The organism is Kocuria flava (assembly GCF_001482365.1).
GTDB lineage: Bacteria > Actinomycetota > Actinomycetes > Actinomycetales > Micrococcaceae > Kocuria > Kocuria flava.
The window spans coordinates 1,278,697-1,298,913 of record NZ_CP013254.1 but is presented as its reverse complement, the minus strand read 5'-3'; the positions used below and the strand labels follow the sequence as shown (position 1 = coordinate 1,298,913).

The following is a 20,217-nucleotide window of genomic DNA, read 5'->3' as shown; positions in this document are numbered from 1 at the left end:
GGCCACCGCGCCGGGCCCGCGCCGAGGGAGCAGGAGCCGCCGTGACCGGGATCGAGGACCTCACCGCCGTCGGGCTGCGCGACGCCCTGGCACGGCGGGAGGTGAGCGCCGTGGAGGCGGCCGAGCACTTCCTGGCCCGCGTGCGGGAGGACGACGGGGCGCTCGGGGCGTTCGTGCACGTCGCCGCGGACGCCGCCCTCGACCGGGCCCGGGCGCTGGACGCGCTGCCGGCCGGCGCCCCGCGCGGGGCCCTGCACGGACTCCCGCTCGCGGTGAAGGACCTGCACGACGTCGCGGGCATGCCCACGACCCACGGCTCCGCGGCCCTGACCGGGCCGGATGGCGGGGCGCCGGTCGCGGCGGAGGACGACGACCTCGTACGGGTGCTGCGCGGGTCCGGCGCCGTGCTGCTCGGCAAGACGCAGGTGCCGGAGTTCGGCCTGAACTGCTACTCGGAGAACCTCGTGGCCCCGCCCGCGCGCAATCCCTGGGACCTCTCGACCGGGGCCGGCGGCTCCTCCGGCGGGCAGGCGGCGGCCGTCGCCGCCGGCATGCTGCCCGTGGCGCCGGGCTCCGACGGCGGCGGCTCGATCCGGATCCCGGCGGCGGCGTGCGGGCTCGTGGGCCTCAAGCCCAACCGGGGGCGGGTGCCCACCGCGGACGCGCAGTCGGACGCCGCCCAGCTCGTGGTCAACGGCCCGATCGCCCGCACCGCCGAGGACGCCGCCCTGCTGCTCGACGTGCTGTGCGCCCCGGTCCCCGGGCCCGCCCACGGCAACCGGGTGCGCCGGGCCGTGGCCGCCGCTCCCGAGAGCTCCTTCCTGGCCGCCGTGCGCCGCACCCGCCGCGGCGACCCGCCCTGGGGGACGCGCCCGCTGCGGATCGGGGTGTCCACGGCCTCGCCCTTCGACGCCGTGGACGAGATCACCGTGGCGCCCGAGGCCCGCGCGGCCCTCGCGGCGGGCATCGCACGGCTGCGGGCGGCCGGCCACGAGGTCGAGGAGGCCGAGCTGGCCTACGACCCCGGCTACGGCGCCGCGTTCTTCGACGTGTGGACGACGGCGATGGGCACCGCGCCCCTGGACGAGGAGGCCGCCGGCCGGCTCACCGGGCTGGCCGCGGCCTTCCGCGAGCGCGCCCTGGGCCGCTCGGCCGTGGCGCTGGCCCGGGCGGTGGCGGTCCTGCGGCGGATCGAGCAGGAGGTGGTGCAGGCCTACGGGGCGTGGGACATGGTGCTCACCCCGGCCCTGGCCCTGACCCCGCGCCCGCTGGGCTGGTACTGGGAGGGCCACGACCTCGCGGACCCCTCGGGCGCCGACCAGGACTACCGCCGGCAGTGCCGGTACACGCCCTGGACGTCCCTGATCAATGTGGTGGGGCTGCCCGCGGTGACGGTCCCGACGCTGTGGACCCCCGCTCCGGGCACCGGCGCGGTCGTGCCGATGGGCGTGCAGCTCGTCGGGCGGCCCAGCGCCGAGGCGGACCTGCTCGGCGTCGCCGCCCAGCTCGAGGACCTCGGCCCGGTGCCCGGTGCCCCGGCGGCGGGACCGCCGCGGCGCCGGGCACCGGCCAGCTGACCGCGCCGCCCGGCTAGCCGCGTCCCGGACCGCCGTCGTCGGCCGGGCCCTCCACGGCGCCCGGGTCCTCCTCGGGCTCGAAGCCCGAGGGCTCGTCGTCGGACGTCAGCCCGATCCCCCGGCCCTCCTCGGGCAGGGTCCCCTCGGGGCCCTTGCCGTCCCCGCCCGCGCTCTCCCCTGTCGACTCGCTCATCCCGTGCCTCCTCGTGCCGGTGCTGCTGTGGTGGGTTCATCCTGGCCCACCGGCGGCCGTTCCTCCAGCCCCTCCGCCGGGATCCCGGGGCGCGAAACCTGGCGACCCGATCGCGTGGCAGCCTCGGTGCGCCACCGGACCCGGCGGTAGGGTCGGGCCCATGAGCAACCGTGCGGGCACCCTCGCCCAACCCAGTGACCTCGTCGACCTCGGCCGCCTGCTCGACGCCTACGCGGACGTCGTCCCGGACCCGGCGGACCCGGCCCAGCGGGTGGCGTTCGGGACCTCCGGCCACCGCGGCTCGTCCCTGAAGGCGTCCTTCAACGACCGGCACATCGCCGCGATCACCCAGGCGATCGTCGAGTACCGCGCCGGCCAGGGCATCGCGGGCCCGCTGTTCATGGGCCGGGACACCCATGCGCTCTCCGGCCCGGCGCAGGACACGGCCCTCGAGGTGCTGGCGGCCAACGAGGTCACCGTGCTGCTGGACGCCCGGGGCGGCTACGTGCCGACCCCGGCGCTGTCCCACGCGATCCTCACGCACAACGCCTCCCGCGCCGAGGGCATGGCCGACGGCATCGTGATCACGCCCTCGCACAACCCGCCCTCCGACGGCGGCTTCAAGTACAACCCGCCCCACGGCGGGCCGGCCGACACGGACGCCACCGAGTGGATCGCGCAGCGGGCCAACGAGTTCCTCGGGAACGGGATGCGCGGGGTCCGCCGGGTCCCCCTCGAGCAGGCCCGCCGCGCCGCCGGCACGGGCAGCTACGACTTCCTGGAGGAGTACGTGCGCACCCTGCCCGAGGTCGTGGACCTCGACGTGGTCCGGGACTCCGGGCTGCACATCGGCGCGGACCCCATGGGCTCCGCCTCGGTCGCCTACTGGCAGGCGATCGCCGAGCGCTTCGGGCTGAACATGACGGTCGTCAACCCCGAGGTCGACCCGCAGTGGGCCTTCATGACCCTCGACTGGGACGAGAAGATCCGCATGGACTGCTCCTCCCCCTCGGCGATGGCCTCGCTGATCGGCAGCCGGGACGCCTACGACATCGCCACGGGCAACGACGCCGACACCGACCGGCACGGGATCGTCACTCCCGACGCCGGGCTGATGAACCCCAACCACTACCTGGCCGTGGCCGTCGACTACCTGTTCCGCCACCGCACGGAGTGGTCCCCGGAGGCCGGGGTCGGCAAGACCCTCGTCTCCTCCTCGATCATCGACCGGGTCGCCGCCTCCCTGGGCCGGCCCCTCGTCGAGGTGCCCGTGGGCTTCAAGTGGTTCGTGCCCGGGCTGCTCGACGGCTCGATCGGCTTCGGCGGCGAGGAGTCCGCCGGCGCCTCGTTCCTGCGCCGCGACGGCTCGGCGTGGTCCACCGACAAGGACGGGATCATCCTGGCGCTGCTCGCCTCGGAGATCACCGCCCGCACCGGCTCGACCCCGTCCCAGCGCTACGCGGAGCTCACCCGCGAGTTCGGCGACCCGGTCTACCGGCGCATCGACGCCCCCGCCACGCGCGAGCAGAAGGCCGCGCTCAAGGAGCTCTCCCCCGCCCAGGTCGAGACGGACGAGCTGGCCGGGGAACGGATCACCGCGAAGCTGACCAACGCCCCGGGCAACGGCGCGGCGATCGGCGGGCTGAAGGTCACCACGAAGAACGCGTGGTTCGCGGCCCGTCCCTCCGGCACCGAGGACGTCTACAAGATCTACGCCGAGTCCTTCCTGGGCGAGGAGCACCTGCGACAGGTGCAGCAGGAGGCCAAGGCGCTGGTCGACGCGGTCATCTCCTGAGCGCCCCGGCCGCGGACGGGGACGGCTCCTCCGGCAGCCGCCCCCGTCCGCGGCCGGGCCGTCGGGGCGCGCGGGCCCCCGGAGGCCGGGCGCTCAGCGGGCGCGGAACCGGGCGCGCTTGTGCGAGCCGTCGCAGAACGGCTTGATCGCCGAGGCCCCGCACCGGCACAGCGCCACCGTGGCCCGGCCGGGGTCGAGCGGGCGGTCCTCGCCGTCGAGCAGCTCGTAGGACCCGCGCACGAGCAGCGGGCCGTCGGGGCACACCGTGATCGTCACCGGCTCGGGCTCCCGGCCCGGATCCTCCCGGGGCGCCCCGCTCACCGCACGAGCTCCGCGACGCGGTCCCCGGCCGGCGCGCCGGGCACCGGGCGCAGCGCCGAGCGCCCCGCCTCCCAGCACCCGAGGGCCTGCCGGGCCGCGAGGGCGTCGAGGTGCAGCACGCTGCGGGCGCCGAAGAACACGTCCGCGGCCGCCGCCGGGTCCGCCACCACGAGCCCGCCGGCCATGTCCCGGGCCGCGATCTGCTCGTGGGCGGCGTCCGCGACGACGTGCTCGTCGTAGTACGCGGCCGCGGCCGGCAGGCCCAGCCGGCGGAAGCCGCGGGCCAGGAAGCGGGAGGGGTCCGAGGACGTGATCTCGTACATGGCCAGGTGCCCCACGATCGCCCCGCGCAGCCGCCGGTGCAGCCCGAACACGGAGACCGCGTTGATCCCCGCCAGCCACACGGCCGGCACCCGGTCCGCCGCGGCCCCGTAGGCGTCGTCGAGGCCGGCCTCGCGCATCCCCGCCGCGAACATCCCCGAGTGCATCCGCCGGGGGTCCCCGCCGCCGTACTCGTCGGCCTGGATCTCCACGAGCGCGGCCTTGGCCCGGCCGCGCAGCCGCGGGATCGCCCAGGTGTGCGGGTCCGCCTCCATCAGCTGGTAGAGGGACTTCAGCTGCAGGAACTCCCGGGCCTGGTCGGGACCGGCGCGCCCGGAGAGGAAACGGGCGAGGCCCGGTCCGTCGTCGTCGGCCGCCAGGGCGAACAGGGCGTCGGCGACGGCCTGCGGGGTGGCCGGCACGTCGTGGCCGGGGACCTGCGCCCGCAGGTGCTCCTCGAGCGCGGTGCCGAGGACCTCCCGCGCCCGCACGATCCCGGGCTCGAGCTCCCAGCGCTCGTCGACGCCCTCGACCCCGAGGTAGTGCAGCGCGTGCAGCACGAACAGGGACAGCTGGACGTCGTCGTCCGCCAGGAGGTCCCCGGCGCGGGCGAGCGCGGCCGCGGCCGCCGCCGCGAGCTCCTCCGCCCGCCCCCGGGCCCCGGCGTCCTCCGGTGGGTCCGCGAGCAGCGTGAGCAGCTGCTCACCGAGCGGTCCCCGCGGCTGTGGTCGGCGCATCGCGTCCTCCTGGTCCTGGCGCGTCCCGCGCCCTTCCGTCAGCAACCTTGCTGACCGATCGCTCTCCCGAGTGTAGGGGCACCGCCCGACACGAGGCTCCGCGCACGACCGAGTACAGTTGGGGAGGCCCGGCTCCGGGCCTCCCCACCGCCGTCGAGGAGACCCGCATGACCTCCCCCGAGCCCGGACCCCCCGCCGCCCGCCTGGGCCTGCGCTGGCGCCTGCACGGTGACGGCCGCACGGTCGCCCCCGGCCGGGTCGTCGGCCCCCGCGAGCGCCTCACCTGGCCGCGGACCGCGACGATCGGCGCCCAGCACGTGGTCGCCATGTTCGGGGCCACGTTCCTCGTCCCGCTGATCACCGGCTTCCCGCCGTCCACGACCCTGTTCTTCTCCGGTCTCGGGACGATGCTGTTCCTGCTGGTCACCGCCGGGCGGGTGCCGTCCTACCTCGGGTCCTCCTTCGCGTTCATCGCCCCCATCACCGCCTCGACCGCGCAGTTCGGCCCCGGCGGGGCGCTCGGGGGCGTGGTGATGGCCGGCGCGGCCCTGTTCCTGCTCGGGCTGCTCGTGCAGGCCGCCGGCACCGGCTGGCTGCAGCGGCTCATGCCGCCGCTGGTCACCGGCACCATCGTGGCGCTGATCGGCTTCAACCTCGCGCCCTCGGCCAAGGACAACTTCATGGCCGCGCCGGTCACCGCGCTCGTCACGCTCGGGTCCATCGTCCTGATCTCGGTGCTCCTGCGCGGGCTGCCCGGGCGGCTGTCCATCCTGCTCGGCGTGCTCATCGGCTACGTCACCGCGGTGCTGCGCGGCGAGGTCGACTTCTCCGGGCTCGGGGCCGTGTGGCAGGAGCAGGGCCTGGTCGGGCTGCCCCCGTTCCAGGCCCCCGAGTTCCACCTGCCCCTGCTGGGGCTGTTCGTGCCGGTGGTGCTCGTGCTGGTCGCCGAGAACATCGGGCACGTGAAGTCCGTGGCGCTGATGACCGGCGACGACCTCGACCCCTGGATCGGGCGGGCCATCATGTCCGACGGCCTCGCCACGGTCGTCGCCGGCTCCGGCGGCGGCTCGGGCACCACCACCTACGCCGAGAACATCGGGGTGATGGCCGCGACCCGCGTCTACTCCACGGCCGCGTACTGGGTGGCGGCCCTCGTGGCGATCCTGCTCAGCGTCTTCCCCGTGGTCGGGGCCGCGGTGGCCACCGTGCCCGCCGGGGTGCTGGGCGGGGCGGCCACGGTGCTCTACGGCATGATCGGCATGCTCGGGGTGCGGATCTGGGTGCAGAACCGCGTGGACTTCTCCAACCCCGTGAACCTCACCACCGCCGCCGTGGCGATGATCATCGGCATCGCCGACTACACGTGGGAGGCCTTCGGGCTGCAGTTCGCCGGCATCGCCCTGGGCACGGCCGCGACCCTCGTGGTCTACCACGTGATGGCGGGCCTGGCCCGCCGCCGCGGCACCGTGGGCACCGATCCGCTGGCCCCCGACACCACCCGGCTGCCCTCGCCCCTCGGCTGAGCCGCTGCGCGGCGGCGCAGGGCCCCGGCGGCGCCGGGCCGGGCTCCGGGTCCGGGTCCGGGCTCCGGGTCCGGGGGCGGGCGGGGTTACCCGTCGGTTGACGAAATGTGGGCGCCGGGAGCGCCCGCGCCTTGGTGACGCACGTCTCCTTCCCTACCGTGGGAGGCCGGAGGCGGGCCGGGCTGCCCGCCGCGCGCGACGCACGTCCTTGGGGGATCCATGCACCACAAGCTCTCCGTCCTCGTCCAGGTGGACCTCGACGGCCGGACCGTCCGGCTGGTCGTCACGGGCTGCCTGACGGAGCTCAACCACCGGGCCCTGGCCCCGCTGCTGCGCCGGGCCCGCGGCCTCGTCCCCGGGATCCGCGTGAGCGTCGACCTCGCGGCGGCCCACCACGTGGACGCGGCCGCCGTGGACCTGCTCCGGTGGACCTCCGAGCACGAGGAGGCCGTGCGCGGGACCCCGCCCGTCGCGTTCGTGCTGCCGGAGGAGCTGCCGGTGCACGGCACCGTGACCCGTCTCGCCGCCCGGCGAGCGGGCACCCCCGCGCCGGGACGGCCGGCCGGCCCGTCCGGTGCCCGCCGGGCCCGCGGCACGGTCCCCTACCGACCCGACCTGCCCCTCGCCCCCGAGGACCGGGACGCCGGACCGGCGGCCCGGCTCGCGGGCTGAGGCGGGCGGGGCCCGCACGAGCCGAGGAGCACCGGCATGAACAGCATCCACCGCGCCCTCACGGCGCACCCGGCGGCGCCCGAGGTGCCGACCGGGGAGCGCTCGGCCGAGGCGGAGTGCATGGAGGCGTGCCTGGAGGCCGCGCAGGTCGGCCTGGTCGCCGCGGACGCGTGCCTCGACGAGCCGGACGTGGCGCAGCTGCGGGAGTGCGCGCGCACCCAGCAGGACTGCGCCGCCGTGGCCGCCGCGACGGCCGCGGTGCTCGCCCGGCGCGGCTTCCCGCAGCCCGGGGACGGGCACGCCGTGCTGCTGCCGCTGCTCGAGGCGTGCCGGGGCGCGGGCGCGGCCTGCGCGGAGGCCTCCGGCCGCCACGCCGAGACCTACGAGCACTGCGCGGTCGCCGCCGAGGCGGCCCGGCGGTGCGAGCGGGCCTGCGCGGCGCTGCTCGCGCGGAGGGGCTGAGGTGTCCGGCCCCGACGTCCTCCCGCTCGAGGAGCTCGGCATGGCCGACGTCCCCCGGGTGGGCGGGAAGAACGCCTCCCTGGGCGAGCTGCTGCGGGCCCTCGGCGGGCGCGGGGTGCGCGTGCCCGGCGGCTTCGCGACCTCCGCGGACGCCTACCGCGCCTACGTGGCCGCCAACGGGATCGGCCCGCGGCTCGGGGAGCTGCTCGCGGCGCACCGGTCCGGGCGGGCCGGCCTGCGCGAGACCGGGGCCGCCGTGCGGGAGCTGTTCCTGGGCGGGGCCTTCCCCGAGGACACGGCCGAGCGGATCCGCGCCGCCTACCGGGCGCTGGGCGCCCGCACCGGGCGGGCCGACCCGGCCGTGGCGGTGCGCAGCAACGCCACGGCCGAGGACCTCCCCGACGCCAGCTTCGCCGGGCAGCAGGAGACGTTCCTGGACGTGGTCGGCGAGGAGGCCCTGCTCGAGGCGTGCCGGCGCTGCTACGCGTCCCTGTTCACCGACCGGGCGATCACCTACCGCGAGCTCAAGGGCTTCGACCACCTGGCGGTGGCCCTGTCCGTGGGGGTCCAGGAGATGGTCCGGGCGGACCTCGGCGCCTTTGGGGTGATGTTCACCCTCGACACCGAGACGGGCTTCCCCGACGTGGTCGTGGTCAGCGCCGCGTGGGGCCTCGGGGAGACCGTGGTGCAGGGCTCCGTGGACCCCGACAAGTACGTCGTGTTCAAGCCCCTGCTGGGGGCCGCCCCCGCGCCGGTGGTCGAGCGCACCCGGGGCGCGAAGCTGCAGAAGATGGTCCGCGACGACGACGCCCCCGCCGCCGCGCCCCGGACCCGGCTCGTGGCCACGACCGACCGGGAGCGCCGGGCGTTCGTGCTCGACGACGCCGACGTGCTGCGCCTGGCCCGCTGGGCGGTGCAGGTCGAGGAGCACTACGGCCGGCCCATGGACCTGGAGTGGGCCGAGGACGGGTCCACCGGCGAGCTGTTCCTGCTGCAGGCCCGCCCGGAGACCGTCCAGGCCCGCCGCGGCAGGACCCGCTTCACCGTCCACCACCTGGAGGGCTCGGGGCCGGTGCTCGCCTCGGGCGCGGCCATCGGCGACGTGATCGCGGCCGGGCCGGCGCGGGTGGTGCGCTCCCCCGCCGACGTCGAGGACTTCCCGGCCGGGGCGGTGCTCGTCACCGGCACGACCGACCCCGACTGGGTGCCCGTGATGCGCCGGGCCGCGGCCGTGGTCACCGACCACGGCGGGCCCACCAGCCACGCGGCGATCGTCAGCCGCGAGCTGGGGCTGCCGGCGGTCGTGGGCACCGGGGACGCCACGGCCGTCGTGGCCGACGGGCAGGAGCTGACCGTCTCGTGCGCGGAGGGCGAGCGCGGGCGGGTCTACGCCGGGACGCTGCCCTTCCGCGCCGAGGAGGTCGACCTCGGGTCGCTGCCGCGCACGCGCACCGCGATCATGGTCAACGTCGCCAGCCCCGACGCCGCCCTGCGCTGGTGGCGGCTGCCGGCCGACGGCGTGGGCCTGGCGCGGATGGAGTTCGTGGTCAACAGCATCGTCCAGGTCCACCCCATGGCCCTGGTCCGCCCCGAGCGGGTCGCCGACGAGGCCGACCGCCGGCGGATCGCCGAGCTGACGGAGGGCTTCGAGGACCCGGGCGAGTACTTCGTGCAGACCCTGGCGCTGGGCCTGGCGAAGCTCGCCGCCCCGCACCACCCCCGGCCGGTGGTCGTGCGGCTGAGCGACTTCAAGTCCAACGAGTACGCGCACCTGGTGGGCGGGGCGGCCTTCGAGCAGGCCGAGGAGAACCCGATGCTGGGCTTCCGCGGGGCCTCGCGCTACTACGACCCCCGGTACCGGGAGGGCTTCGCCCTCGAGTGCCGGGCGCTGCGGCGGGTCCGGGAGCACATCGGCTTCCGCAACGTGGTGGTCATGGTCCCGTTCTGCCGCACCCCCGCCGAGGCGGACCGGGTGCTCGCGGAGATGGCCGCCCACGGCCTCGAGCGCGGCCGGGAGGGGCTGAAGGTCTACATGATGTGCGAGATCCCCTCCAACGTGGTCCTCGCCGAGCAGTTCGCCGCCCGCTTCGACGGCTTCTCGATCGGCTCCAACGACCTCACCCAGCTCGTCCTGGGCGTGGACCGCGACGCCGAGGCCCTGCGGGCCCTGTTCGACGAGCGGGACGAGGCGGTGACCCGCATGATCGCCGAGGCGATCCGCAAGGCCCACGCCGCGGGCATCCCGATCGGGATCTGTGGGCAGGGTCCCAGCGACCACCCGGACTTCGCCGAGTTCCTGGTCCGCGAGGGGATCGACTCGATCTCCCTGAACCCCGACAGCTTCCTGCGCACGGCCCGGCGGATCGCCGAGACCGGACGGCGTCTGGCCGCGGGTCCCGGGAGCACAATGGACGCATGAGCGTCCCCGTCGGCACCCGCCCCGGGACCGCCGCGCCCCCGGGCCCCGTCGGCCGCCTCCTGCGCGTCCCGCGGCGCTACCCGCTGGTCGCCGCGACGCTGCTGGTGGGGCTCGCGGTGCTCGGGCTGCTCGCCGCGGGCGAGCCGGCCGCCGCCCGGTGGGCGGGCTCGGCCTGGGCCGTGGGGGTCGCGCTGCACGTGTCCTGGGGCATGGTGCGGGACCTGCTGGCCGGCCGGTGGGGCGTGGACCTGCTGGCCGTCACCGCGATCACGGCCACCGTGGTCGTGGGCGAGTACCTGGCCGCCCTCGTCGTCGTGCTCATGCTCACGGGCGGGCAGGCCCTCGAGGACTACGCGGCCGAGCGGGCCCGCAAGGAGCTCAACGCCCTGCTCGAGCGCGCCCCCGTGCTCGCCCACCGGCTCGGGCCCGGGGGCGCCGTCGAGGACGTCGCGGTCGAGGAGGTCCGTCCCGGCGACGAGCTGCTGGTGCGCCCGGCCGAGGTCGTGCCCGTGGACGGGCGGCTCGTGAGTGCGGAGGCCGACTTCGACGAGTCCTCGATCACCGGGGAGTCCCTCCCGGTGACCCGCCGGGCCGGGGACGAGGTGCTCTCCGGGGTGCTCAACGAGCAGCGGGCCGTGGTGCTGCGCGCGAGCGCCACCGCCGCGGAGAGCCAGTACGCGACGATCGTGGCGATGGTCCGCGAGGCTGCCGCCTCCCGGGCCCCGGTGGTGCGCCTGGCCGACCGCTACGCGGTGCCGTTCACGGCCTTCGCGTTCCTGGTGGCCGGGCTGGCGTGGTGGTGGCACGGGGACCCCGTGGTCGTGGCCGAGGTGCTCGTGGTGGCGACCCCCTGCCCCCTGCTGCTGGCGGCGCCCGTGGCGTTCCTGGGCGGGATGAGCCGGGCCGCCCGCAACGGGCTGATCGTGAAGGACGCCGGGACCCTGGAGCGGCTGGCGCGCGTGCGCACGGCCGCCTTCGACAAGACCGGCACCATCACCTACGGCCGCCCCGAGCTGCGGGCCGTGCACCCGGCCCCGCCGTGGGACGAGGACGGGCTGCTGCGGCTGGTGGCCGCCGCCGAGCAGTACTCCTCGCACGTGCTGGCCACCTCGGTGCGGGAGGCCGCTCTCGCCCGGGGGCTCGTGCTGCCCGCGGCGCGCACCGCCCACGAGGAGGCCACCCACGGCGTGACGGCGCGGGTGGACGGGCACGAGGTGGTCGTCGGCAAGCGCGCGCACGTGGCCCGCAGCGCCCCGGGCACCCCGGAGCAGCCGCTGGGCCCGGGCGAGCTCGCCGTCTACGCCGCGGTGGACGGCCGGTTCGCGGGCACGCTGGTGATGAGCGACCGGGTGCGCGCGGACGCGGCCGCGACGATGGCCGAGCTCACCGCCCTGGGGGTGCGGCGGCTGCTCGTGCTCAGCGGCGACGCCCGGGCCACGGTCGAGCACGTCGCCGCGGACCTGGGGCTGCGCGAGGTGCTGCCGGAGTGCCTGCCCGAGGACAAGGTCCGCACCGTGCGGGAGGCCCCCGACCGGCCCGTGCTGATGGTCGGCGACGGCGTCAACGACGCCCCCGTGCTCGCCGTGGCGGACGTCGGCGTGGCGATGGGCGCGCGCGGGGCCACCGCCGCGAGCGAGTCCGCGGACGTGGTGGTCCTCACTGAGGACCTCTCGCGCACCGCCACGGCCGTGCGCATCGGGCGGCGCACCGTGCAGGTCGCCCTCCAGAGCATCTGGCTGGGCATCGCGCTGTCGGTGGCGCTGATGCTGGTCGCGGCCACGGGCGTGCTGCCGGCGATCCTGGGGGCGCTGAGCCAGGAGGTCGTGGACCTGCTGGCGATCCTCAACGCCCTGCGCGCGCTGCGGGGGCCCCGCCGGGAGCCGTGAGCGCCGCCCGCCGCGTCCCGGCCCCCCGGCGCGCGCCGGAACGCGCGGGTGGCGCGGGCGGGACGTCAGTGCCGGACGACCACCACGGGGCAGTGCGCGTAGGCCACGCACGCGTTGGAGACCGAGCCCAGGCGCGCCCCGAGCCCGGAGCGGCCGTGGCGTCCGAGCACGAGCAGCTGGGCGTGCTCGCTCTCGGCGATGAGCCGCCCGGCGGGGCGGCCGCCCAGCACGGTCGTGCGCAGGCCCGGTGGGACGTCGTCGCCGAACACGGCCGCCACCGTCCGGGCGAGGATCCGCTCGTGGTTGGCGCGCAGCGCCTCCTCGTCCACGAGCAGGTCGGCGTCGAGGACGGTGGGGTCCCCGGCGCAGGCGATGGCCTCGAGCGGCGCGCCCAGGGCCCGGGCGAGGCGGGCCGCGAGGCGCAGGGCCTCCTGCGAGGCCTCCGAGCCGTCGATCCCGACCAGGACGCGGTCCTCCGACGGTTCCGTCATGGCTGAAACCCCCTCGTCGCGGCGTCCCGCGGGCCGGCACGCCCTGTGCTCCCAGGGTAGTCCCCGGCCGCGCGGGACGTCAGTGCTTGACGACCATCACGGGGCAGCGGGCGTGCCCCACGCAGGCGGTGGACACCGAGCCCGGGGCGGCGCTGCGCAGCCCGCTGTGGCCGCGGCGGCCCACGACGAGCAGCTGGGCGCGCCCGCTCTCGGCGACGAGCCGCTCGGCGGGGCGCCCGTGCACCAGCCGGGCCCGCACCGTGGCGGGCAGCCGCTCGCCGAAGACCTCCGCCAGCGACTCCCGCAGCAGCCGCACGCTGCCCTCCGGGGGCCGGTCGGGGTCCACGACGTCCCAGCCCTCGTAGAGCGGCGGCCCCTCCCAGAGCATGAGCACCTCGAGCGGGGCGTCCAGGGCCTGCGCGATGCGCGCGGCGGCGCGCAGCGCCGCCCGGGAGCCGGCGGAGCCGTCGATGCCCACCAGCACGGGGGCCTGCTCGTCGGGTCCGGGTGCTGTCATGGCGGTCCTCCTCCGTCCGCGCCGCCGACGGCGCCGTGGGTCGTGGACCCCGCTCCCGTCCCTGCAGGGACGGGAGCGGGGCGGGTCAGTGCCGGACGACCAGCACCGGGCACCGGGCGTGGGACACGAGCGCGGAGCCGACGGAGCCCAGGAGCATCCCGGCGACCCCGCCGCGCCCGCGGCTGCCCACGACGAGCATGCGCGCGCCCTCGCTGCACTCGATCAGCTGCTCGGCGGGCCGGCCCCGCAGGAGCCGGGACGTCAGCCGGGCGGGGCGCTCGGGCCCGAGGACCTCCGCCAGCGTCCGCTCGAGCAGCTGCTCGCTCGCGACCCGGAACTCCTCGGGGTCGACCACGCGGTAGCTCTCGAACAGGAGGGGATCCTCCCAGCACATGACCGCCTCCAGCGGCAGGTCGAGGGCCTGGGCCAGGCGCAGGCCCTCGCGCAGCGCCTCCTTCGAGGACTCCGAGCCGTCGAGGCCGACGACGACCCGCTCGCCCGGCCGCTCCGGCTCGGTCACGGGATGCTCCCCTCGGGCGCCGGTCCGCCCGTGCTCCCGCCGGCCGGGGTGGCGGGACCCGTGCCGCCCGCCGTCGTCGTGCCGGGCGTCGCGCCGGTCGTGCCCGTGCCGGTCGCCGTGCCGCCGGCCGCGGTGCCTGCGGCACCCGTGCCGCCCGTCTCCGCACCGCCGGAGCTCGTGCCGCCCGCGCCCAGGGCCCCGCCGGTGCGCCGGACGGGGATCCGCCGGGTCGCCGGCCGCTCGTCCTGCTCCCGCACGGGGGCCCGGACCTCGAGGACGCCGTCGGTGTAGGTCGCGGTGATGTCCTCCTCCTTGCACCCCGCGGGAAGCGGGAGCGTGCGGGAGAACGAGCCGTAGTGGAACTCCGAGCGGTAGCCGTCCTTGGTCCTGTGCTCGCTGCGCTCGCGCCGCTCGGCGCGCAGCCGCAGCGTGTCGTCCACGACGGTCAGTTCGACGTCCGCCTCGGGGTCGATGCCGGGCAGCTCCGCGCGGATCACCACGGTGCTGCCCTCCCGGAACTCCTCGACCCGCGGCGTCGCCGCCTGCAGATCCCCGCCCTCCAGGAGCCGGCGGAACGGCTCCAGCACCTCGAACGGGTCCCTGCGCATCAGTCCGGCCATGGTCGGACCTCCTTCCTCCGAGCGCCGGTCGCGGCCGGCGGGGAGCCACGTCCGCTCCCCGGGGAGCCGGCCGGCGGCAGGAGCCCTGCCCCGGCACCGCCAGGGTAGGCCCGTCGCGGGCCCGGGCCCAAGGGTCCGGGTCTGCTCGCGCGCACATGACGAGCCCCTCCCCGTCCGGGCCCGCACCGGGGGCCGGACGGGGCCGCGGCCCGCCGGGGCGCACCGGGTCGTGGTCCCGGGGCGTCCCGGCCGCGGCGGTGCTGGCCGCGCGGGCGGAGGCGGCCCACAATGGAGGCACCCGGAGCGCCGCGGCCGGCCGGCGGCGGGCCCCGGGGCACGAGGATCGGAGCGCGCCGTGGACGACAACCGAGTGATGAAGATCGTCTACACCTTCTTCCTGGGGGCGCTGATCGCCCTGTTCGTGGGGCTGGGGATCCAGACCTTCCACCCGGGACCGGAGATGCCCGAGTACCCGGTCGAGATGCAGTTCACCCCCGGCGAGGAACCCACCGAGGAGCAGCTCGCCCGGGAGCGGGAGTACGAGCAGCAGATGCGCTCGTGGCAGGAGGAGCGCAACGACTACAACCGCGACGTCGCCGTGGTGTCCCTGGCCGCCTCGGTCCTGCTGCTGGCCCTGAGCCTGGTCCTCGAACGGCGCAACCAGGTGCTGACCAACGGTGTGATGCTCGGCGGGCTGTTCAACCTGGTCTACGCGGTCGGGCGCAGCTTCGCCTCGGACGAGACGGGGCTGACCTTCGCCGCCGTGTCCGTGGGGCTGGCCGTGGTGCTGTTCCTGGGCTGGCGCCGCTTCTTCCAGGACCGCCACGAGGGCCCGCGCCCGCCCGCGGAGACGGCCGCGGCGGCGCCGCCGGCGGGCTGACGCCCGGGGTCACAGGCCGGTCGGCTCGGTCCCCAGCTCCGGCTCCTCGGGCGGGAGCTCGTGGTGCAGCGGGCGCAGGGCCCGGGTGTCCTCGAACCACAGCAGCGCGTCGTAGCGCTCCCCCATGCGCGTGGGGACGTAGTTGCCGGCCTCGCGCCACGGGTGGTAGACGACGCCGACCGCCCGGTGGCCCCACCGCCCCGACAGCCACGGTCCCGACCGGTCCCGGCCGAAGACCATCGCGGCCGGCTCCCCGAGGGCCCGGTGGAGCAGGTCCTCGTGGCTGCCGGCACGGGCCTCCGGCACGGCCACGACCTCCTCGGGCTCGCCCCACGCCTCGGCCGCGACCACGGTGCCGGTCCACCCGGCCGCGCCCACGAGGACCACCTCGGCCGGGGCGTGGCGCTCCCGCAGCAGCTGGCCCACGTTGACCAGCCCCGCGTCGAACATGTCGGTGGCCCGGGCGTCGCCCACGTGCGAGTTGTGCGCCCACACCAGCCCCGTCGACCCGGGGCCGTGGTGGCGGGCCAGCAGGTCCGCGACGTCCGCCATGTGCTGGTCGCGCACGTTCCAGGACCGGCGGTCGCCGAGGACCATCGTGCGGTAGTAGCGCTCGGCGTCGGCGGCGACCATCGCGTTGAGCGCCGCCGTGAAGGCCCCGGGGTCCTCCGCGGTCCGGCCCAGGGTCCGCCGGCGCACCTCGGCCAGCAGCGCCACGACGTCCGGCTCGCAGCTCTCCGGCACGATCCGGGTGCTCCACGCGTACTCGTGCGGGTCCTCGTGGAAGGGCACGAAGCACTGCCAGGCCTGCAGGGCCGCCGGCAGCGCCTCGGGGGCGTGCTGCTCGAGCCAGGCGATGATCTCGCGCAGGGAGTCCCACAGCGAGTACACGTCGAGGCCGTAGAAGCCCACCTGCCGCGGCGCGGGCCGACGCTCGTTGAACTCCCGCAGCCAGTCCAGGAACTCGGCGACCTCCTCGTTGGCCCACATCCAGGTGGGCCACCGCTCGAAGCCGGCGAGCACGCCGCGGGCGTCCAGGTCCTGGTCGCCGAGCCCGCGCACCCACCGGTCGAGCCGCCAGCAGTCCGGCCAGTCGCCCTCAACGCCGATCCAGGCGACGCCGTGCTCCTCGATCAGCCGGCGGCTCAGCAGCGACCGCCACCGGTAGTACTCGTGCGTGCCGTGGGAGGCCTCCCCCACGCACACCCAGCGCGCCCCGGCGCAGCGCTCCACGAGCCGGTCGAGGTCCTCCGGGGCGACCAGCGGACCGGCCAGGGAGCGGATCTGCGCGAGCACGTCCGTCCCCGGGGACGGGCTGCGCCGCGGGCTCACCGCGGGCCCCCGCCCTCGCCGCCGGAGGCGCCGAGGTGGTCGGTGAACCAGTCGCGGGCCAGCTCGGCGGCCTGCGCGAGGGTGCCGGGCTCCTCGAACAGGTGGGTGGCCCCGGGCACCACGACCAGCCGGTGCGGGCAGTGCAGCATCTGCGCGGCCCGCCGGTTGAGGGCGAGCACCTCCGGGTCCTGCCCGCCGACGACGAGCAGCGTCGGCGCGCGGACTTCGCCCAGGCGCGGGCCCGCGAGGTCCGGGCGCCCGCCGCGCGAGACCACCGCCCGCACGCGGGCCCCCGGCTCGGCCGCCGCCCACAGGGCCGCCCCCGCGCCCGTGCTGGCCCCGAACCAGCCCACGGGCGAGGAGGCCGCGGCGGGCAGCTGCTGCAGCCACGCGGTGGCCGCGCCCAGGCGCTGCGCCAGCAGCCCGATGTCGAAGACGTTGGCGCGGTCGGCCTCCTCCCGCGGGGTGAGCAGGTCCAGGAGCAGGGTGCCCAGCCCCGCCTCCTGCAGCACCTCGGCGACGTAGCGGTTGCGGGGGCTGTGCCGGCTGCTGCCGGAGCCGTGGGCGAAGACCACGACCCCGGCCCCGGGGCGGGGCAGCACGAGGTGCCCCTCCAGCTCGGCCCCGCCGGCGGGGATGCGCACGTCCTGGTCCACGGGTCCGGTGCCGGCGCCCGCACCGTCCCCCGGGGGCCCCGGCAGCTGCGGCAGGTGCCGGCGCGCGGCGGCGTCGAGCAGGGCCACGACCTCGTCGTCGTCCGTCGGCGAGAAGTCCCGGTAGTGGTAGCCGACGGCCGTGAAGAAGTGCGGGGTCGCCAGGCAGACGACCTCGTCCGCCTCGGCCACCCGCGCCACCGCCTCCTCCGGGGCGACCGGCACGGCCAGCACCACGCGGGCGGCCCCGAGCTGGCGGGCGATCCGGCAGGCCACCCGGGCCGTGGCACCGGTGGCGATGCCGTCGTCGACGACCAGGGCCGTGCGCCCGGTGAGGTCCACGCGCTCGCGGCCCTCGCGGAAGCGGGTGGTGCGCTCCTCCAGCACCGCGCGCTCGCGCTCCTCCACGGCGGCGACCTGCTCCTCCCCCAGCCCGAAGTAGCGCACGGTGCGCTCGTCGAGCACCCGGGCGCCCTCCTCGCCGATGGCCCCCATCGCCAGCTCGGGCTGGGACGGGACGCCGAGCTTGCGCACCACGATCACGTCCAGGGGCGCGTCCAGTGCCATGGCCACCTGGAAGGCCACGGGCACGCCCCCGCGCGGCAGCCCCAGCACGACCACGTCCTGGCCCCGCAGCGGCAGCAGCCGCCGGGCCAGCTGACGTCCGGCGTCGACCCGGTCCTCGTAGATCGTCATGGTCCCCACCCGCCTTCCCGGGCCCGTTCCCTGCCGGGCCCGTCCGAGGTGCTCCCAGGGTAGGCAGGGGTGCGGGGGCGCGGAAGACCCGCCCGGGAGGTGACGGCCGTGGACGCCGGCCGGTGCCCGGGCGATGATGGGGGCGGCAGCGGCGGACGACGGAGGGAACGGGTCCATGACGACGACGGAGACCCGGGTGGTGCGTGCGGTCTACACGTTCTGCCTGGGGCTGATGCTGGCGCTGTTCGTCGGCACGGGCATCAGCACGGTCCACCCCGGTCCGCCCGAGCCGGAGCCGCCGGGGGGTCTGGCCCTCGTTCAGGAGCGCCGGGCCCTGACGGCCGAGGAGCTGCCGGCGTGGCAGGCCTACGAGGAGCAGCGGCGGGCGTGGGAGGACCGGGCCGCGGCCCACCACCGGGACGTCGGCATCGCCGCGACCGTCGCGGCCGTGGCGCTGCTCGCGGCGGGCCTGGCCGTGGAGCGGCGCCACCGGGTCCTCGCGGAGGGCGTCGAGCTGGGAGCGCTGTTCACCCTCGTCTACGGCATCCTCCGCAGCCTCGCCGCCCGGGACACCCTCGCCGGGTTCGTGGTCGTCACCGCGGCCCTGGCCGTCGTGCTCCTGCTGGGCTGGCGCCGCCACGTCGTGCGCCCCGCCCCGGTCGCCCGGGACGGGTGAGCGGGGCTCAGAGGGGCAGCGGCAGCTTCTCGTCGAGCAGGGCGCGCACGGCGGCGACGTCGACGTCGGCGACCGAGGCGTGCTCCCAGGACGGGGCGTTGTCCTTGTCCACGAGCACCGCGCGCACCCCCTCGGCGAAGTCGGGGCGGGCGATCGTGTCCGCGGCCAGCCGCAGCTCCCGCCCCAGGCACGAGCGGACGTCGTGCTCGGCGGCGCCGCGCTCGAGCAGCTCGAAGGTGCGCACGAGGGAGGACGGGCTCATGCCCTCGAGGTCCTCGGGGGCCGCGGCGACGATCTCCTCGAGGGTGCCGGCGCCGTAGCGCTGCTCGATCTCGTCCCACCGCTCCACGACCGCGGAGGGTCCCGGGTCGCGGGCGAAGCGCGCCAGGGCCGCCTCCGGCCCCTCGGCGACCACGGCGTCCGCGAGCGCGGGGAAGTCCTCGTCGGCGACCAGGACGTCGGCGAGGCCGAGGGCCACGGCGTCCGCCCCGGTGATCCGCTGCCCGCCCAGGGCCAGCCAGCGGCCGACGGCGAGGCCGGGCTCGTCCCGGCGTCCCGGGCGCGAGACGCGGGGCAGGAACCAGGAGGCGCCGATGTCCGTGAAGAAGCCGATCCGCGTCTCGGGCATGGCCAGCACGGTCGAGGGGCCGACCACCCGGTGGGAGCCGTGCACGGAGATGCCCATGCCCCCGCCCATGCAGATGCCGTTCATCAGCGCCACGTAGGGCTTGGGGTAGTCGGCGATGAGGCAGTCGAGGGCGTACTCGACGGCGAAGACCCGCGTGGCCGCCCCGATCCGCCCGCTCGTGACGGCCTCGCGGACCTGGCGGATGTCCCCGCCGGCGCACCACGCCTTCGGGGAGGCGGAGGTGACCAGCACGTGGTCCACGGCGTCGTCGTCGCGCCACGCGTCGAGGGCCGCGCGCAGGTCGAGGTACATCTGCGCGGTGAGCGCGTTGAGCTGGCGGGGCCGGTTCAGCACGAGGTGGCCGGTCCCGTCGCGGACCTCGGCGAGCACGTACGGCTCCGGGTCCGCGGGCAGGGCGGTGATGTCGGTCATGGGCCCACCCTGCCACGGCCCGGACCCGGGTGCCACGGCTCACACGCCGGAGGGCGGCCACTGCCCGCGGCGGGCGAGCAGGTCCGCGAGCAGGTCGGCGCGGTCGGTGACGATCCCGTCCACGCCGAGCTCGAGCAGCTCGGCCATCTCCTCGGGGTCGTTGACGGTCCACACGTGCACCGCGATGCCGTGGCGGTGGGCGAAGGCGAGGAAGCGGGGGGTGACGAGCTCGATCTCCCGGCCCCCGCGCACGCGGTGGCGGCGGGGGATCTGGACGGTGTCGAAGGGCTCGATCCACCGGGCGGCCAGCCGGCGGGCGATCCGCCACGCGGGCCCGCCCAGCCACGAGCTCACGAGCAGCAGCCGCATCCCCTCCTTGCCGGAGGAGGTGGGCACCGGGCCGCCGGTGAGCGCGCGCAGGGCCCGCAGGGTGCGCCGCCGGCGGCTCTCGGAGAACGAGGTCACGCGCACCCGCCCGGCGGCGCCGAGCTCGTGCAGCAGCGGCGGCAGGGCCGCGACCGAGGCCTCGTCCTTGACGTCGATGTTGAACCGCAGCTCGGGGAAGGCGCGCAGCAGCTCCGCGAGGGTGGGGATGGCCGGGCCGCCGGCGACGCGTGCGCGGCGGACCTGCTCCCAGGTCAGCGCCGAGACGGCCCCGGGCGTGCCGGTGACGCGGTCGAGGGTCTCGTCGTGGAAGCTGAGCACGACGCCGTCGGCGGTCGTGTTCACGTCGGTCTCGATCCACGCGTAGCCCAGGTCGCGGGCGGCGCGGACGGCGTCGAGGGTGTTCTCGGCGCCCTCCGGGGAGAAGCCGCGGTGGGCGAGGGCCGCCGGCGCGGCGGGGCGGGGTGCTGGGGTGTCCACGA

Annotated in this window: 20 protein-coding genes; 9 read left to right on the top strand and 11 right to left on the bottom strand. The window is 76.8% G+C overall.

Going from position 1 to position 20,217, the window contains the following annotated elements:
• Window positions 1–41 precede the first annotated feature (41 nt).
• Window positions 42–1,577 carry an amidase gene (locus AS188_RS05895; protein WP_058858073.1) on the top strand — a complete coding sequence of 512 codons (1,536 nt, stop codon included), beginning with the start codon at window positions 42–44 and terminating at the stop codon, window positions 1,575–1,577.
• Window positions 1,578–1,590: 13 nt separating this feature from the next.
• Here AS188_RS05895 and AS188_RS05890 read toward each other — a convergent pair whose 3' ends face one another.
• Window positions 1,591–1,770, bottom strand: a complete 180-nt coding sequence (locus AS188_RS05890; protein ID WP_058858072.1) for a hypothetical protein — start codon at window positions 1,768–1,770, stop codon at window positions 1,591–1,593.
• Window positions 1,771–1,930: 160 nt separating this feature from the next.
• Here AS188_RS05890 and pgm point away from each other — a divergent pair, with 160 nt between their 5' ends.
• Window positions 1,931–3,565 (top strand): phosphoglucomutase (alpha-D-glucose-1,6-bisphosphate-dependent), encoded by a 1,635-nt coding sequence (gene pgm / locus AS188_RS05885; protein ID WP_058858071.1) that lies wholly within the window; start codon window positions 1,931–1,933, stop codon window positions 3,563–3,565.
• A 93-nt stretch (window positions 3,566–3,658) separates the two neighbouring features.
• Here pgm and AS188_RS05880 read toward each other — a convergent pair whose 3' ends face one another.
• Window positions 3,659–3,886 carry a CDGSH iron-sulfur domain-containing protein gene (locus tag AS188_RS05880; RefSeq protein WP_058858070.1) on the bottom strand — a complete coding sequence of 76 codons (228 nt, stop codon included), beginning with the start codon at window positions 3,884–3,886 and terminating at the stop codon, window positions 3,659–3,661.
• Window positions 3,883–4,944 carry an iron-containing redox enzyme family protein gene (locus AS188_RS05875; RefSeq protein WP_058858069.1) on the bottom strand — a complete coding sequence of 354 codons (1,062 nt, stop codon included), beginning with the start codon at window positions 4,942–4,944 and terminating at the stop codon, window positions 3,883–3,885. The genes AS188_RS05880 and AS188_RS05875 overlap by 4 nt, the downstream gene beginning before the upstream one ends.
• A 167-nt stretch (window positions 4,945–5,111) precedes the next feature.
• Between AS188_RS05875 and AS188_RS05870 the strand changes: the two genes are divergently transcribed.
• The 5 genes from AS188_RS05870 (at window position 5,112) to AS188_RS05850 (ending at window position 11,906) form a co-directional block, all read left to right on the top strand.
• Window positions 5,112–6,467 (top strand): uracil-xanthine permease family protein, encoded by a 1,356-nt coding sequence (locus AS188_RS05870; protein WP_058858068.1) that lies wholly within the window; start codon window positions 5,112–5,114, stop codon window positions 6,465–6,467.
• Window positions 6,468–6,686: 219 nt separating this feature from the next.
• Window positions 6,687–7,139 carry a hypothetical protein gene (locus AS188_RS05865; RefSeq protein WP_058858067.1) on the top strand — a complete coding sequence of 151 codons (453 nt, stop codon included), beginning with the start codon at window positions 6,687–6,689 and terminating at the stop codon, window positions 7,137–7,139.
• 36 nt (window positions 7,140–7,175) lie between these two features.
• A complete protein-coding gene (locus tag AS188_RS05860; RefSeq protein WP_058858066.1) occupies window positions 7,176–7,601 on the top strand; it encodes a four-helix bundle copper-binding protein in 426 nt (141 codons plus the stop codon).
• Between the two features lie 40 nt (window positions 7,602–7,641).
• Entirely contained in the window at window positions 7,642–10,020 is a 2,379-nt protein-coding gene (gene ppsA / locus AS188_RS05855) for a phosphoenolpyruvate synthase (RefSeq protein WP_236945066.1), read from the top strand.
• Entirely contained in the window at window positions 10,017–11,906 is a 1,890-nt protein-coding gene (locus AS188_RS05850) for a heavy metal translocating P-type ATPase (protein WP_083529281.1), read from the top strand. Before ppsA ends, AS188_RS05850 begins: the two co-directional genes overlap by 4 nt.
• A 65-nt stretch (window positions 11,907–11,971) precedes the next feature.
• Here the strand turns inward: AS188_RS05850 and AS188_RS05845 are convergent, their stop codons facing one another.
• The 4 genes from AS188_RS05845 to AS188_RS05830 form a co-directional block, all read right to left on the bottom strand.
• Window positions 11,972–12,397, bottom strand: coding sequence for a universal stress protein (locus AS188_RS05845; protein WP_058858064.1), 426 nt, complete (start codon window positions 12,395–12,397; stop codon window positions 11,972–11,974).
• A gap of 79 nt (window positions 12,398–12,476) precedes the next feature.
• Window positions 12,477–12,914, bottom strand: a complete 438-nt coding sequence (locus tag AS188_RS05840) for a universal stress protein (RefSeq protein ID WP_058858063.1) — start codon at window positions 12,912–12,914, stop codon at window positions 12,477–12,479.
• A gap of 85 nt (window positions 12,915–12,999) precedes the next feature.
• Window positions 13,000–13,434: a universal stress protein gene (locus AS188_RS05835; protein ID WP_058858062.1), complete on the bottom strand. Its 435-nt coding sequence runs from the start codon at window positions 13,432–13,434 to the stop codon at window positions 13,000–13,002.
• On the bottom strand, window positions 13,431–14,054 hold the full coding sequence (locus tag AS188_RS05830) for an Hsp20/alpha crystallin family protein (protein WP_083529280.1): 624 nt from the start codon (window positions 14,052–14,054) through the stop codon (window positions 13,431–13,433). Before AS188_RS05830 ends, AS188_RS05835 begins: the two co-directional genes overlap by 4 nt.
• Window positions 14,055–14,409: 355 nt before the next feature.
• Between AS188_RS05830 and AS188_RS05825 the strand changes: the two genes are divergently transcribed.
• On the top strand, window positions 14,410–14,934 hold the full coding sequence (locus tag AS188_RS05825) for a hypothetical protein (protein ID WP_058858061.1): 525 nt from the start codon (window positions 14,410–14,412) through the stop codon (window positions 14,932–14,934).
• Between the two features lie 9 nt (window positions 14,935–14,943).
• Here AS188_RS05825 and AS188_RS05820 read toward each other — a convergent pair whose 3' ends face one another.
• Complete coding sequence (locus tag AS188_RS05820) at window positions 14,944–16,230, bottom strand: erythromycin esterase family protein (protein ID WP_236945065.1); 1,287 nt, start codon at window positions 16,228–16,230, stop codon at window positions 14,944–14,946.
• Between the two features lie 32 nt (window positions 16,231–16,262).
• Window positions 16,263–17,615 carry a phosphoribosyltransferase gene (locus tag AS188_RS05815; protein ID WP_058859759.1) on the bottom strand — a complete coding sequence of 451 codons (1,353 nt, stop codon included), beginning with the start codon at window positions 17,613–17,615 and terminating at the stop codon, window positions 16,263–16,265.
• A gap of 175 nt (window positions 17,616–17,790) precedes the next feature.
• Here AS188_RS05815 and AS188_RS05810 point away from each other — a divergent pair, with 175 nt between their 5' ends.
• Complete coding sequence (locus tag AS188_RS05810; RefSeq protein ID WP_058858059.1) at window positions 17,791–18,291, top strand: hypothetical protein; 501 nt, start codon at window positions 17,791–17,793, stop codon at window positions 18,289–18,291.
• 7 nt (window positions 18,292–18,298) lie between these two features.
• Here the strand turns inward: AS188_RS05810 and AS188_RS05805 are convergent, their stop codons facing one another.
• Together AS188_RS05805 and AS188_RS05800 are read right to left on the bottom strand one after the other, a co-directional pair.
• On the bottom strand, window positions 18,299–19,351 hold the full coding sequence (locus tag AS188_RS05805; RefSeq protein ID WP_058858058.1) for an enoyl-CoA hydratase/isomerase family protein: 1,053 nt from the start codon (window positions 19,349–19,351) through the stop codon (window positions 18,299–18,301).
• 39 nt (window positions 19,352–19,390) lie between these two features.
• A complete protein-coding gene (locus AS188_RS05800) occupies window positions 19,391–20,215 on the bottom strand; it encodes a glycerophosphodiester phosphodiesterase family protein (protein WP_058858057.1) in 825 nt (274 codons plus the stop codon).
• Window positions 20,216–20,217 lie beyond the last annotated feature (2 nt).

What these genes read in the sequence shown, in the direction of transcription:
- AS188_RS05890 (WP_058858072.1), bottom strand. Translation starts at nt 1,770, where the DNA reads ATGAGCGAGTCGACAGGGGAGAGCGCGGGCGGGGACGGCAAGGGCCCC.
- pgm (WP_058858071.1), top strand. Translation starts at nt 1,931, where the DNA reads ATGAGCAACCGTGCGGGCACCCTCGCCCAACCCAGTGACCTCGTCGAC.
- AS188_RS05875 (WP_058858069.1), bottom strand. Translation starts at nt 4,944, where the DNA reads ATGCGCCGACCACAGCCGCGGGGACCGCTCGGTGAGCAGCTGCTCACG.
- AS188_RS05870 (WP_058858068.1), top strand. Translation starts at nt 5,112, where the DNA reads ATGACCTCCCCCGAGCCCGGACCCCCCGCCGCCCGCCTGGGCCTGCGC.
- AS188_RS05865 (WP_058858067.1), top strand. Translation starts at nt 6,687, where the DNA reads ATGCACCACAAGCTCTCCGTCCTCGTCCAGGTGGACCTCGACGGCCGG.
- AS188_RS05860 (WP_058858066.1), top strand. Translation starts at nt 7,176, where the DNA reads ATGAACAGCATCCACCGCGCCCTCACGGCGCACCCGGCGGCGCCCGAG.
- ppsA (WP_236945066.1), top strand. Translation starts at nt 7,642, where the DNA reads ATGGCCGACGTCCCCCGGGTGGGCGGGAAGAACGCCTCCCTGGGCGAG.
- AS188_RS05850 (WP_083529281.1), top strand. Translation starts at nt 10,017, where the DNA reads ATGAGCGTCCCCGTCGGCACCCGCCCCGGGACCGCCGCGCCCCCGGGC.
- AS188_RS05845 (WP_058858064.1), bottom strand. Translation starts at nt 12,397, where the DNA reads ATGACGGAACCGTCGGAGGACCGCGTCCTGGTCGGGATCGACGGCTCG.
- AS188_RS05840 (WP_058858063.1), bottom strand. Translation starts at nt 12,914, where the DNA reads ATGACAGCACCCGGACCCGACGAGCAGGCCCCCGTGCTGGTGGGCATC.
- AS188_RS05830 (WP_083529280.1), bottom strand. Translation starts at nt 14,054, where the DNA reads ATGGCCGGACTGATGCGCAGGGACCCGTTCGAGGTGCTGGAGCCGTTC.
- AS188_RS05815 (WP_058859759.1), bottom strand. Translation starts at nt 17,615, where the DNA reads ATGACGATCTACGAGGACCGGGTCGACGCCGGACGTCAGCTGGCCCGG.
- AS188_RS05810 (WP_058858059.1), top strand. Translation starts at nt 17,791, where the DNA reads ATGACGACGACGGAGACCCGGGTGGTGCGTGCGGTCTACACGTTCTGC.
- AS188_RS05805 (WP_058858058.1), bottom strand. Translation starts at nt 19,351, where the DNA reads ATGACCGACATCACCGCCCTGCCCGCGGACCCGGAGCCGTACGTGCTC.